The 14441-nt window shown below is 32.0% G+C and carries 13 protein-coding genes; all 13 read right to left on the bottom strand.

All coding sequences use genetic code 11. The annotated features are described in order from the left end of the window. On the bottom strand, positions 1–2133 hold a 2133-nt coding region (locus ACMUOV_RS01640; protein WP_413853148.1), incomplete at its 3' end, for a hypothetical protein. A gap of 34 nt (positions 2134–2167) precedes the next feature. Continuing rightward, positions 2168–2692, bottom strand: a complete 525-nt coding sequence (locus ACMUOV_RS01635; RefSeq protein ID WP_413853146.1) for a hypothetical protein — start codon at positions 2690–2692, stop codon at positions 2168–2170. Positions 2693–2982: 290 nt separating this feature from the next. Then, positions 2983–3591, bottom strand: a complete 609-nt coding sequence (locus tag ACMUOV_RS01630) for a hypothetical protein (protein WP_413853144.1) — start codon at positions 3589–3591, stop codon at positions 2983–2985. A gap of 96 nt (positions 3592–3687) precedes the next feature. Then, positions 3688–5325, bottom strand: a complete 1638-nt coding sequence (gene pgi, locus ACMUOV_RS01625) for a glucose-6-phosphate isomerase (RefSeq protein WP_413853142.1) — start codon at positions 5323–5325, stop codon at positions 3688–3690. Positions 5326–5409: 84 nt separating this feature from the next. After that, a complete protein-coding gene (locus ACMUOV_RS01620) occupies positions 5410–6018 on the bottom strand; it encodes a hypothetical protein (protein WP_413853140.1) in 609 nt (202 codons plus the stop codon). Between the two features lie 190 nt (positions 6019–6208). Beyond that, positions 6209–7462, bottom strand: a complete 1254-nt coding sequence (gene murA, locus ACMUOV_RS01615; RefSeq protein ID WP_413853138.1) for a UDP-N-acetylglucosamine 1-carboxyvinyltransferase — start codon at positions 7460–7462, stop codon at positions 6209–6211. After that, positions 7455–8300: a peptide chain release factor N(5)-glutamine methyltransferase gene (gene prmC, locus ACMUOV_RS01610; protein WP_413853136.1), complete on the bottom strand. Its 846-nt coding sequence runs from the start codon at positions 8298–8300 to the stop codon at positions 7455–7457. The genes murA and prmC overlap by 8 nt, the downstream gene beginning before the upstream one ends. A 226-nt stretch (positions 8301–8526) precedes the next feature. Continuing rightward, on the bottom strand, positions 8527–9597 hold the full coding sequence (gene prfA, locus ACMUOV_RS01605; RefSeq protein ID WP_413853134.1) for a peptide chain release factor 1: 1071 nt from the start codon (positions 9595–9597) through the stop codon (positions 8527–8529). A gap of 242 nt (positions 9598–9839) precedes the next feature. After that, positions 9840–10193, bottom strand: a complete 354-nt coding sequence (gene rpmE / locus ACMUOV_RS01600) for a 50S ribosomal protein L31 (protein ID WP_413853132.1) — start codon at positions 10191–10193, stop codon at positions 9840–9842. A gap of 111 nt (positions 10194–10304) precedes the next feature. Next, entirely contained in the window at positions 10305–11177 is an 873-nt protein-coding gene (locus ACMUOV_RS01595) for a radical SAM protein (RefSeq protein ID WP_413853130.1), read from the bottom strand. Then, the gene (gene hisS, locus ACMUOV_RS01590) at positions 11174–12430 is read right to left on the bottom strand and encodes a histidine--tRNA ligase (protein ID WP_413853128.1); all 1257 of its coding nucleotides are present in this window, start codon (positions 12428–12430) and stop codon (positions 11174–11176) included. Before hisS ends, ACMUOV_RS01595 begins: the two co-directional genes overlap by 4 nt. Positions 12431–12432: 2 nt before the next feature. After that, complete coding sequence (locus ACMUOV_RS01585; RefSeq protein WP_413853126.1) at positions 12433–13068, bottom strand: DUF502 domain-containing protein; 636 nt, start codon at positions 13066–13068, stop codon at positions 12433–12435. A 111-nt stretch (positions 13069–13179) separates the two neighbouring features. Beyond that, on the bottom strand, positions 13180–14441 hold a 1262-nt coding region (locus tag ACMUOV_RS01580), incomplete at its 5' end, for a phosphoglucomutase/phosphomannomutase family protein (protein WP_413853124.1).

Raw genomic sequence — 14441 nt, 5'->3', positions numbered from 1 at the left:
AACAGTTGTAGATTTACCTGAACCTGAAGGTCCGATAAGGACGACATTTTCTTTGCTGAAAATTTTGTCCATGTTGTTAAATTGACGAGCATAATCCGTTAAAGGAGAATCGGCTCTTACATTTCCAAGTTCATTCCTTAAATCATTTACAACTTTTTGAATTTCTTCTAAATCTTTGTTTTCTGCTCTGTTTAATTCCCTTATCCTTTTGCTTAAACTTGTAATTTTATTAAATGATTTATAATCTGTTCCATTTTGTTTATCAAGTTGTGAAGATATTTCTTTTTCTTTTTCGGTTTGCTCTTGTTCCGATTTTAAAATTATTTCTCTCTTATCACCATTATCTAAATAAACAGTAGCTTTTTCTTTTTCAAATTGTAAATTTGTAACTTTAACGTTCTGACCGTTGTCTGCCAAAGCCTTATTTAATATACTTATTGCCTGTGCCGTTAACTTTGTAGCATTAAGTGCTTCAAGAAGATCACTATTTAAAATAGCATTTTCACCTATTTGAGAAACGAGCATTTTTTGGAGTGTGTTATATAAAGCAGAAACTTGTTCTTTAAAAATATTTTCATATAAAACATCGGCACTGACGGTTTGTTGTTTTACATTAGGGGTAATAACAATATAGCTTATATTTTTATCCTGTAACAATTTTGTAAAACCGTAAGTATGGAAACCGCCGGTAATAACAACTTTAACTTTTTTTGTTTTTGAAAGTTGGTCCAAAACTTTTTGTGCATGGGCAATATTTGATTTTATTCTTATACCTTCTTTAGGTTGGTTAGGCATTTGCCCTATAATATTTTTAATAAAGAATCTGTTTCTTTCAACATTATCTTTATAAAAATCGTTAAATAAATTCAAATATGAATCAAGCTCAATGATGCCGTTAATATCTACATATTTTTTCCATAACAATTTAAACCTTGTCATATTGTTTATGAAATATTCGTATTCATCGGCTGTTAATTTATTTGTTAAATAACCGGAAAAATATTCAAGGTAATTTTGTAAGAAATAAATATCTTTTTCATTTTGATTTTGTGATAATTTAACATTTAATTCCTGCAACAAACTGTTTTCTTCAAGTGTTAAGTTAACGGGATTTAAATTTTGGTTTAAAGATAAATATTCAAAGAATAAAAGTAAAGTTCTATAATCGGATTTTTCAAGTAAACCTTTTTCTTTTGCAACTTTATATAAATCAAAGTAAAATTCAGTTTCTTTATTTTTATCGGAAACTTTTGCAAGCAATGCTTGATATTGGTCATAAGGAAGCTGACTTTTTAAATCGTTCAATAATTCGGCTATTGCCAAATTTACTTTTTTTGTGTCCAAACCGTCTTGTTTCTTTAAAACCTGTAAGAAAGCTACTATACTTGGATATTTCCTTAAATTTACATTTGCTTTTTGTGCTGTTTCAAGTAAATATGTAAAATATTTTTCCGCACTTAATTTACCTTCTTTATGCTTTGATATAACTCTGTTTAATTTTAAATTATCTCTTGAATAATATTTTTTTGAAATTTCATTTAATGTATATTTTAAGAAAGATATATACTTTAAAATTTCCTGTTTTTTGGAATAAATTTCGTTTAACCTTTTTAAATTATTTATATATGTAGTTTTATCTTCTATACCCAACAATAAATTACTTTTATTTGTTTCTACGGAATAATATTCACCGCCTGTAAGCCTGCCGCTTTCAAGCATATTGTTTAAAATTGTTTCTTTAAGTTTTTCATCGGCAATTGAAGTAAGCCAAGTTGTATCAACCTGACCTATACCGCCTTCAACATAAACATTTTTTAAACCGTATTTTTTATCAAGTATTGATAAAATATTGCTTATATTTCTTTGTGCCTGTGCATGGGAGTGAAGGTCTTGAATATTTATAATAATTTCATCACCGCCGGTGTATAAAGCATCGGTAATTCTGCCGACACTGAACGGAAGTAAATAATCTTCAATACTTTTAAATATTTTCTGGTTTATTGCAGGAACAGGTGCCGGAGTAATTGCGGCAGATAAACCCTGTGCAAAAACCATTGTAAACAAAAAACATAAACTTGTTGCCACGGCAACCGTTTTTTTAATGTTTAAGATTTTTAAAAGTTTGAATTTCATAATTTACCCCCAAATAAAAAATTCCGTCTTGAAACTACACAAGACGGAATTTAACTATATTATTATTTTTTATATTATTATCTTCGGTATCACTTCTTGCAAGCCCGAATAAACAAATCAAAAATAAAGAAATTATACCGAAAAAATTTAAAACCGAACTCGTCAAAAAAACAACTTTATCAAAAACAAAATTTGAAACTAAAGCATAACCTGCGGATGTATCATAAAAAGTATTGATATTCTTATAATCGGAAGCAGCTAAAATTGCCAACGCAACATCAGATTTACTTTCATTTTTATTTTGCTTGGAAGGCACGGCAGCATTTGCAGTATTTACATTTATATGTCCGTTTGTAATTTTTACTACAAAATTCGTTATAAGTTTAATTGAGCCGTCAACAACCGAAGTATAATATTCCGATATAGATGTTGCCGAATAAGCATTTGATACACAACTATTTACCTGTTGGTTCGTTGTTAAGTTGACTAAGTTTGTCAACAACATAAAACCAACTAAAAACCAAGTTATAATTTGGTAAAAAGTTTTAGTTAGAACCATACCCTTATATTATACCCCATAATTCAAAAAAATGCAACCCAAAAATTTGCAAAGCAAATTTTTCAGCTGATAAGCTGAAAAGTTTATTGACAACAGCTTATAGCTGAAAGCTTAGAGGTTAACGACAACAACAAGCTATAGGATGATAAGGTTATAAGATTATAAATTTAAACAATAAAAACTACAAACAACCTATAACCCAATAACCTAAAAGAACTTGAATTCCGGAGCAAGTCCGGAATGACATCCGCTTTGTTTCTATTATTCAAATCTTCCAATCTTACATTCTTCTATTCGGCAGTGGTTACAGGTGCCGAATTTTTCTTTTCCAAAACAGAATAAACAACCGCTGTTGTTGCTATTATTACAGGTAATGCAACAAATACGCCAATGATAAGCAACAAAACACCTAAAAAACCTATAAATAAATTCAAAATCATAACTATTACAATTTCAAACCTAACACCTTTTGTTAATGTAGCTGCATGTAAAATAGTATCTTTAACATTTAAATCTTTATCTATAATAACACACATTATAGGATAAAAAATGATACTTATAGCAATACCTATTACAGCAAGTATTAAAGAAATTACAACACTGTCAACACCCATTTGCATAATAAAGGAATAAACTGCAAATATAACAACAAAAATTATTGACTTAACGGTAAAAACTTTTTTAAAATCAAAAAAACTTGAAAAGCTTATATCTTCACCTTTAACAGCTTTTAAAGCAGCATTTAAAACAAGCAACATCATAAAGAACTGCAAAATAGAACCTACATAAGGAACGAACATGCAAGCCATCAAAATTAAAGTAACAATGATATACTGCCACCAACTTTTCTTAAAAATATTCCACGATGTAAGATACACGTCTTTCAAATCCAAAACCATAATTAACGGCCTCCTAATTTTTTATTAAAACTTATTTTATTTCAACTTGACATTATTTATATTTTATTAAAATTTAGCAGTAAAAAGCAATAGAACTTAAATTTTGTTTTGTAAATACTTATTTATAAGACCTGTTGTTGAATTATCATGTTTATTTTTAACATTTGAATTCAATTCCGGCAAAATAACTTTTGCCAAAACTTTTCCCAACTCTACACCCCATTGGTCAAAACTGTTTACCTGCCAAATAATACCCTGCACAAATATTTTATGTTCATACATTGCAATTAACGAACCCAAACTTTTAGGTGTAAGTTCCTTTAATAAAATTGAGTTTGTCGGTTTATTACCGTCAAATATTTTATGAGGAGTAAGCATTTGAATATCTTCCTGACTGTAACCGGCTTTCGTTAAAGTTTCTATAACTTTTTCTTTTTCCAACCCGAAAGCAAGGGCTTCCGTTTGTGCAAAATAATTTGACATTAATTTATCGTGATGATCACCTACAACTTCCGGAGGATTAACTATACCTATAAAATCGGCAGGTATCATTTTTGTTCCCTGATGTATTAACTGATAAAAAGAATGTTGTCCGTTAGTTCCCGCTTCGCCCCAAAGAATTTGCCCCGTTTGGTAATCCACTTTTTGACCGTCTCTGTTAATTGTTTTACCGTTACTTTCCATATCGGCTTGTTGTAAATATGCCGTAAATCTGTGTAAATATTGACTGTAAGGTAATACGGCATAAGACTGTGCATTAAAGAAATTGTTATACCATATTCCAAGCACTGCCATTATAACCGGAATATTTTTTTCAACAGGTGCAGTTTTAAAATGACAATCCATTTCATAAGCACCTTCAAGCATTTGTTTAAATTTATCAAAACCTATTGCACAAGCTATCGGTAAACCTATTGCAGACCACAAAGAATATCTTCCGCCGACAAAATTCCAAAATTCAAACATATTATCGGTATCAATACCGAATTCGGCAACTTTTTCTTTGTTGGTAGACAATGCAACAAAATGATTTTTAACGGCATCATTACCCAATGCATCAACTATCCATTTTCTTGCCGTATTTGCATTTGTAATTGTTTCAAGTGTTGTAAATGTTTTTGAAGCAACTATAAAAAGGGTGGTTTCCGGATCCAATTGTTTTAATACTTCATAAATATCGGCACCGTCTATATTTGACACAAAATAAACTTTCGGTCCGTCGGCATAATATTTTAATGCTTCACAAGCCATTCTGGGACCTAAATCCGAACCGCCTATACCGATGTTAACTACCGACTTTATCTGTTTACCTGTTTTACCGAGCCACTTACCGCTTCTTAATTTTTCGGTAAATTGTTTCATCTTTTCAAGAACTTTTTTTATTTCAGGCATAACATCCTTGCCGTCAACATAAACCGGCTCATTTGACATATTTCTTAAAGCCGTATGAAGAACGGCACGTTTTTCGGTCCAGTTAATTTTTTCACCGGAAAATTCTTTTTTTCTCCACGTATCAATATCACTTGCTTTAACCAAATCAAGCAATAAATTTATTGTTTTTTCGGTTACTATATTTTTGGAATAATCGAAGAATATACCGAGTTTTTTATCATCTATACTAAATTTATCAAACCTTTTTTCGTCTTTAAACAACTGCCTTAAATGAACGGATTTCATTTCCGTTTCGTAATGTTGTTTTAATGTTTTCCACTGAGAAATTTGTGTTAATTTCATTTTTATTCCTTTTAAAAAAATTGCTTTGCAATTTTTTATTTTAGGGCTGACAGTTTAGAGTTTAAAAAATTTGCAAAGCAAATTTTATAACGTAAATTTATAACCGACTTTAAAACCTATTTTTTTATAAGTTATTTCTTCGTTATTATCGTTACCCATACAACATGAAGCACTTATTTCCATAAGATATGTTTCATATAATTCAAAACCTATTGCACCGCCGTAATAAACTCCGGGGGAACTGCTTTCGGGACTGCTTATCGCAAAAATAACATTATATCCGAAATCACCCCTGATATACGGTTTATATTCCCCGTAATTTCCTGCAGGATAAAATAAAATACTTGCATATACCGGTAAAAACGAAAAAGTTTTATCGGAATAATAACATTCTCTTTCACCGTCATAATAAGGATCGCCGGGATTTTTATAATTTTCGTTGGGTATCAATTCAGTTGTGTTTTTTATTGTTCTTTTAACCAAATACTCAAAACCGGCAGCAACGGAAAAATAATTACTAAGATGATATCTTGCTTCACCGCCAAAAGTAAGCCCTAAAGGATAAACTTCGTAATCGCTTCTAAATGTTCCGTCCAAATCCATACCGACAAGAGGAACCAAATCAATTTCCGCAGCATAAGAACCCGTAATAAAAAGTGCGGTTATTAAAAAACCTAATAAAAATTTTTTCATAATATACTCCTTAAAAAAATCGCTATGCGATTTTTTAGTTTAGGGTAGGCAGTTTAGACTTTAGAGTTTAAATAACAAATTATTCCTTAATTAATGTCCAACAATGCAACTCTCAACACCAAACTCTCAACCCAAAAATGATGAAATCAAACTTTTATAATGATAGCAAAAATAACAACTTAAATCAAAATTATTTTATTCTTTTTATGTTCGCACCCAATTTAGTAAACTTTTTTTCCAACCTTTCATAGCCCCTGTCAAGGTGGTAAATTCTTAAAATTTTACTTTGTCCCTCGGCAAAAAGCCCCGCTAAAACAAGTGCGGCACCTGCACGTAAATCAGACACCATAACCGGAGCACCCGAAAACTTTTTTACACCGGTAACATAAACGGTTTTCCCTTCTATTTGAAGATTGGCACCGAAGCGTTGAAGTTCCCCGACGTGTAAAAATCTGTTTTCAAAAACCGTTTCTTCTATTATTGAATTTCCGTTTACGGTTGCCATTAATGCCATCCATTGCGCCTGAACATCAGTAGGAAAACCGGGGTAAATTTCGGTTTTTATATTAACAGGTTTTAACTCTTTAACCCATTTTGCAGTTATTGTATCCCCGAAAACTTTAACCGAAAGGCCGGCTTCAATAAGTTTATCTATAATTACCTTTATATGATTAGGATTAGTATTTAACAAAGTAATATCACCTTTTGTTATTGCGGCAGCTATCATATATGTTGCGGTTTCAATTCTGTCAGGTATAACCGAATGAGTAAAACCTTTCAGTTTATCAACACCTTCCACGGTTATTATTTTAGTTCCGGCGCCTGTAATTTTAGCACCCATTTTATTTAAAACATCCGCCAAATCTTCTATTTCCGGTTCTTTGGCCGCATTGATAATTCTTGTAGTTCCTTTTGCCAAAACACTTGCAAGTAAAATATTTTCGGTTGCACCGACACTTGCAAACCTTAGTTCAATATCACAACCTTTTAAACCTTTTGGAGCAGACATTTTTATATAACCTTCTTTAAGTTCGATATTTGCACCCATTTGTTTAAAAGCATCCAAATGAATATCTATCGGTCTTGCACCTATTGCGCATCCGCCGGGAAGAGAAACATCAACCTTACCGAGCCGTGCAAGTAAAGGGCCCATAACCAAAACACTTGCCCTCATTTTACGAACCAAATCATAAGGAGCAACCGAAGCTAATTTTGATGAAATACCGGTTGTTACAACATTAGTTTTTTTTGTTGAAGGTTTGCCTATAAAATTTAAAAAATCTATTGTGGTTTTGATATCAGCAAGCGTAGGAACATTTGTTATTTTACATTTATCATCAGTCAATAATGTTGCAAATAATATCGGTAATGCGGAATTTTTAGAACCTGAAATTTTAACCGTTCCTTTAAGTTTTTTACCGCCGTTTATTATTATTTTATCCATTTTGTATTACCAATACCCTGTCAAGACCGGAATAATCTTTTATAATTTTTATATTTTTATATCCTTTGTTTTCAAACAAACCGTTTATTTTATTTGATATATTAGAATTCAACTCAAAAAAAGCAAATCCGTTTTCATTTAAAAAATTTTTTAAATTATCTGAAATTATTTTATAAAAAAACAATCCGTCATCGGATGCAACCAAAGCTTCTTTAGGTTCAAACAATAATTCTTTTTGAACCGTTTTAAATTCCCGTTCACTAATGTATGGCGGATTGGATGTAATTATATCAAATTTTTTTGAAATATCACCAAACATATCGGATTTTTTAAAAATAATTTTGGCGCTTACGTTATTTAAAATTGCATTTTGTTTTGCAACTTCAAGTGCTGCCGAACTTATGTCTGCGGCAACTGCCGAAATATCAGGGCAATATTTACACACGGAAACGGGAATACACCCCGAACCTGTTCCGATATCAAGCAAACTTTTTAAATTATCATTTTGTTTTACGGTTTTTATAACTTCTTCAACTAAAATTTCGGTTTCCTGCCTCGGAATAAGAACATTTTTGTTCACAAAAAAATTCAAGCCCATAAATTCACTTTTTTCTAAAATATAACTTACGGGCTCTCCGGAAATTCTTCTTTCGATATATGTTTGATATTTTATGTATTGTTGTGGGGTTAAGGATTTATCTCTTAACAAAAAAAGATTACTTCTTGTTATATTTAAAACACCGCACAGCAAAACTTCCGAATCAAGTTTTGCTTCTTCAATATTATGTAATGTTAAATATTTTTCTGCCTGTTGTAAGAGATTAAAGACTGTTTTCATTTTATTAGCCGAGAAATTATAACGACAAGTAGGTTATAAGGTGATATGGTTATGGGGTTATTGGTTAAACTACAAAAACAAAAAAAACTAACCTATAACCCTATAATCCAATAACTCTATAATCCAAAAAATATAGATTGCCACGACCGCTAAAGCGATCCCGCAATGACGAACTAAAAGATTTATTTTACTTTACTTCTATTCTTCAAAATTGTCGAAGGCAATTTTATATATTTGCCTTCTGAAGTTTTTCTTCGTTTTCACATGAGATAAGTTTTTCTATAAGTTCTGTTAAATCTCCGTCCATAACTTCGGTAATATTATAAACACTGAAACCTATTCTGTGGTCGGTAATTCTGTTTTGAGGAAAGTTATATGTTCTTATTTTTTCAGACCTGTCACCGGAACCTATCTGCTGTTTTCTGTCACTTGAAAGTTGCTTTTCCTGCTCAAGCATTTTTTCTTCATAAAGTTTTGCTCTCAACACTTTCATTGCTTTGGCTTTATTTTTTATTTGGCTTCTTTCGTCCTGACACGAAACCACAAGCCCCGTAGGTAAATATGTAATTCTTATGGCAGAGTCGGTTTTATTAACGTGTTGTCCGCCGGCACCGCTTGCCCTGTAAGTATCTATCCTTAAATCTTCGGGTTTTATTTCAACATCAACTTCTTCGGCTTCCGGTAAAACAGCAACGGTAATTGCAGATGTATGAACCCTGCCGGAAGCTTCGGTTTCGGGAACCCTTTGAACTCTGTGTGTTCCTCTTTCAAATTTAAAATATTTCCATACCTTATTGCCGGATACGGAAAAAACAACTTCCTTATAGCCGCCAAGCCCTGTCGGGTTACTGTCTATAATTTCATACTTCCAGCCGTTTCTTTCGGTAAACCTTGTATATGCTCTAAACAAATCACCTGCAAACAAAGCTGCTTCTTCACCGCCTGTTCCTGCCCTTATTTCGACGATGATATCCCTGTCCTCATGCGGATCGGGAGGTATAAGCAATAATCTGATTTCATTTTCAAGTGTTTCTTTTTTTGCAACAGTGTCATCATATTCGGCAAAGGCCATTTCCCTCATTTCTTTATCATCCGATTGTTTCAATTCGTCAAGTTCCGTTATATCTTTTAAAACTTTAAGATATTGTTTTGATTTTTCGACTATAGGTTCTAAGTAGGAATGTTCTTTTGAAACAGCTTTATACTGCTGCTGGTCGGCAATTATATTACTGTCACCGAGTTTTTGTTCTATTTCCAAAAATTTTTTATTGATTTCTTCAAGTTTTTCTTTTAACATTATAAAAATTTTTCTCCGAAAAATTTTTAGCTTAGAAACTGAAAAGCTCAGAGCTTAAAGTTTAAACTACAAACGTCAAATGCAACGACAAGCTACAAATTTATCCTCACTGACAGCCATCGAAATAACATAACTACAGCCGAGAAGTTTAACAATAACATATAATCAACTAATCAACAGAAATTAAAAAAAATGGCAGATTAACTTTTTAGGTAAGTTAACTCTGCCATTTTTTATATTATTTACTTTGCTTTTTTATCTTCTTTCTTTGCTTCTTTTTTTGCTGCTGCGGCAGCTGCTTTTGTTTTTTTAGGTGTAGATGTCAACAATTTAGATAACTTTTTTCTTTTCGGTTCTACTTTTTTAACCGTTTTCTTTTTAACAACGGTTTTACCTTCGGTAGCAATAAACCTCTTTTGGAATTTTTCAACCCTTCCGGCTGTATCTATAAGTTTTTGTCTCCCAGTAAAGAAAGGATGACAATTTGAACATATTTCCAACTTAATATTAGGTTTTGTTGAACGGGTTTTAAATGTATAACCGCAAGCACAACTTACGGTTGCTTCAACATATTTAGGATGAATACCTTCTTTCATTGCTATACTCCTTAATTATAATATCCGTTTATTATATTTTTTTATAAAACAAAAGTCAATAATAATAATTTTAAATTTGCGAAGTAAAAAAGTATGAATTTATAATTAAAATTAAAGTTCTTGAAGCCAACCGTTATGTAAACCTGCATCGTGAAAACAATCCAAAACTTCATCATATTCGGCTTGTGTTATTTTTCTGTTTAATTCCGTTATATCGGCAGATTTGTTTGCGGTATGATATTGAGCCATAACACTTACATAAGTATCCTGTGAAATTTCATTTGCAATAAATTCAAAAGTTTGTTTTGAACCTGCGATATTATTCGGTAAAACAAGGTGTCTTATCAAAATACCTTTTGTTGCCAACTCATTATTATCAAATTTTAAATTTCCTTTTTGTCTGAACATTTCCTTTATTGCAGCTCTGTTGTTTTCAACATATTTATCAATGCCCGAATATTTTTTGGCATTTTCGTTGTTTGAATATTTCATATCCGGCATATAAATATCTATAAAATTTTCCATAAGTTCCAAAACTTCTACCGATTCATAACCGCCGCAATTTGATAATACAGGTATAGTTAAACCTTTTTGTTTTGCAATAAAAATTGTTTCTGCAACCATAGGATAGACATGGGTAGGTGTAACCAAATTTATATTATTTGCACCTTTTTGTTGAAGTTTTATCATTTGTTCGGCAAGTTCTTCGGGTGTAATTATGTTACCGTTACCTAATTGGCTTATGGGATAATTTTGACAAAAAACACAGGATAAATTGCAGTTTGTAAAAAAAATTGTACCGGAACCTTTCGTTCCCGAAACGGGAGGTTCTTCCCCATAATGTAAATTGATACTTGAAACTTTTAATTGATTTGATACTCTACATGCACCCGTTTGTCCTTTTATTCTGTTAACTCCGCATTTTCTCGGGCATAACTTACAATTTTGCATTAACCGATAAAGTTTTTTTATTTCAATGTTCATAAACTGATTAATTCTTGTTGTTGGGTTTGCATATCTTTAACGACAACTTGATTTTTTACAAGTTCGTCATTACCTAAAATTACCACTTTCTTGGCACCTATTTTATCGGCTAACTTAAATTGAGCTTTTAAAGATTTATTATATAAAGGGCCTTCAACTGTTATTTTTTCCGGCAAATTTAATTTAGAGCAAATATTATTTTTATTTATCAATAAATCATTTGCAAAAGCAAATGCCTTATCAAATAAAAATTCATCGGCAACGGCAACAAAAACGATATCGTTTGTTTTTATATTGTCAAAAAAGTTTGTTTTTTCGGCAGCAAGTAAAACTCTTTCCGAACCTAATGCAAAACCCACACTCGGTATTTGCTGCCCGCCGAGTTCTTTAACAAGGTTATCATATCTGCCGCCTGCACAAATTGCATCATGAGAACCGACAGCCGACGAACGAACTTCAAAAACGGTTCTTGTGTAATAGTCAAGCCCTCTTACCAATTTATCGTCAATAACATACGAACAATCAACTGTTTTTAAAAGTTGCTGAACTTTATTAAAGTGCTCATTACATTCTTGGCATAAACATTGTTGCATTGCAGGAACATTTTGAAATTTTCGGCTATCAATTTTACAATCCAAAAGCCGTAAAGGATTTTTTTCCAATCTTCTTTTACAATCATCACATAAATCCTGTATCGAAGAAAAATATTCCACAAGTTTTTGTCTGAAAACCGGTCTGCATTTATCACAACCCAAAGAATTTATGTGAATTACAACATCGGTTATATTTAATTTTGAAAGTATTTCTTTTGCAAGAAGTATTATTTCAACATCGGCATTAGGATTGGGGTTACCTAAATATTCCGCACCCATTTGTAAAAATTGTCTGTATCTTCCCGCCTGCGGCCTTTCATAACGGAACATATCACCGCAATAAAAAAATTTACCTACCGGCTCTTCCATATCAAGCCGATGTTCGATATATGCACGAACAAGAGAAGCCGTTCCTTCCGGGCGCAAAGCCAAATTTCTTCCTTTTTTATCCTGAAACAAATACATTTCTTTTTCAACAATATCGGTAGCTTCACCTATTGACCTTGTAAACAAAGCGGCATCTTCAAACATAGGTGTTTTTATTTCTTTAAAATTATGTTTTTTAAAAACGGTTCTTGCATACTCGTCAAGTTTTTCCAAACCTAAAGCAATTCTGCCGTAAATATCGTGTGTTCCTCTGGGTGCTTTATATATTGCCATTTTTATTCTCCGAAATTTTTTTTAACATTTAACTTGGACTCCGGGGCTATTATACCTGCCGACATTATATATTGAATTCCTTCCTCAACCGAATATTCGCTTTCAATAACATCTTCTTCTTTTATCAAAAGTAAAAAACCTGTTGTAGGGTTTGGTGTTGTAGGCATAAAAACTGTTATAAAATTTTTTCCGTTGACAACTTTTTTACCCGTTGAAAAAGCTACACAATAGGAATCTTTATTCGGAAAAGGAACAAATACCACTTTTTGAAAATCTTTACTCATACTTCCGTTGGAAAAAAAAGAAGTGAACTTTTTAAACAGAGCATAAATTGAACCTATTGCCGGAATTTTTTCCAAAATATTTTCAAATATTTTAAATATTTTTTTACCGATAAAATTTGTAGCAAGAAAACCGGCAAAACATATTATTAAAAGTGTTAAAAAGAAACTTAAAACTTTTGCCAAAAATAAAATCCAACTTGCATCATCGGTAAAATGTTTTAATATCGGATGGAAAAACGGCATTGAAAAACTGCTGGTCCAATTAAAAATAAACATGAACACAAAAAACGTAAGCCACAAAGGAAGCAGTATCAAAAGCCCGGCAACAAAATATTTTTTAAAAAAAGTTTTCATTTTACCCCTTCAACATTTCAACTAAATTTTACAGATTGCCACACCGACTTCGTCGGTTCGCAATGACAACAGTAACGACAGCTGAGACAAAAAAATACTTTGCATTTTGTTCTATTTTCCGTTTATAAATTTAATTCCTGCGGAAACAAGTTTTTTAAGTTTATCTTTGGAAGAACTTTCCGCATATAAACGGACTATAGGTTCCGTTCCGGACAACCTGAAACCTATCCAAGTATCATCGTCTATTATAAATTTATAACCGTCTACGGAAACTACTTTTTGTATTTTCATACCTGCTATTTTTTCAGGTGTTTTTTGTTTTAAAGTTTGTTTAAATTTTTCCATTGTTTCGGAAGGAAGACGGAAATTTTGTCTTTCGGTAAATACAGGTCCCGTTAATTTTGTTATATCCTTTAACAATGCAGCCAATGTTTTTTTATTAACGGCAACGGCTTCCGCCATAAGCATACAAGCTATTATACCGTCTTTTTCTGGAACATGTCCTCTTATAGTTAAACCGCCTGATTCTTCACCGCCTATTATAAAATCATTAGGTCTTTGAGTAAGAATATCGCCTATATATTTAAAACCGACCGGAGTTTCCTTAACTTCTATACCAAGTTTTGCGGCAAGTTTATCTATCATGTGGCTTGTCATAACACTTCTTACAACAACACCTTTCCAGCCCCTTGTTTTATTCAAGTGATATAACAATATCGGAATTACCTGATTAGGTGTTATAAAAGTTCCGTCGGAATCAATAATACCGAACCTGTCGGCATCACCGTCAACGGACAAACCTATTTTATAAGATTCTTTTTTCACTATCGCTTTTAAAATTTTAAGGTTTGCTTCATTGGGTTCGGGTGAATGACCGTCAAATAAAACATCTCTTTGCTTATTTAAAACCTTTAATTTTGTTCCTGCAGCTTCAAGTAAAGTATCCAAATAATCATCCCCTGTTCCGTGCAGAATATCCGCGGCAACTTTCATTTTTGATTTTTTCAACAACTTGAAATCAACAAGTTCTTTTATTCTTTTCAGGTATGCAGGTCTGGGGTCATAATATTGAACGGTTCTATTTTTTAAAGCTTGTTCCAAAGAAATACTTTTAACATCTTTTATACTTAGTTTTTGACAATATTTTTCTATCACCTGTGTAGTTTCCGGTAACGCCGGTCCGCCCCAAGAAGGTGAAAATTTAAGACCGTTATATTCCGGCGGGTTGTGGCTTGCCGTAAAATTTATTCCGCCGGCAAGTTTATTTTTAACAATGTCATAAGCTATAACCGGTGTAGGCGTATTTCTGTTACATAATAAAACTTTTATTTTATTTCCCGCTAAAACTTCCGCCGATATTGCTGCAAATTTTT

Source organism: Candidatus Ruminimicrobium bovinum, assembly GCF_902760015.1.
GTDB classification, from domain to species: Bacteria; Elusimicrobiota; Endomicrobiia; order Endomicrobiales; family Endomicrobiaceae; genus Ruminimicrobium; species Ruminimicrobium bovinum.
Note: the sequence above shows the minus strand (reverse complement) of the source record. Positions and strands in the feature narration are given on the sequence as shown.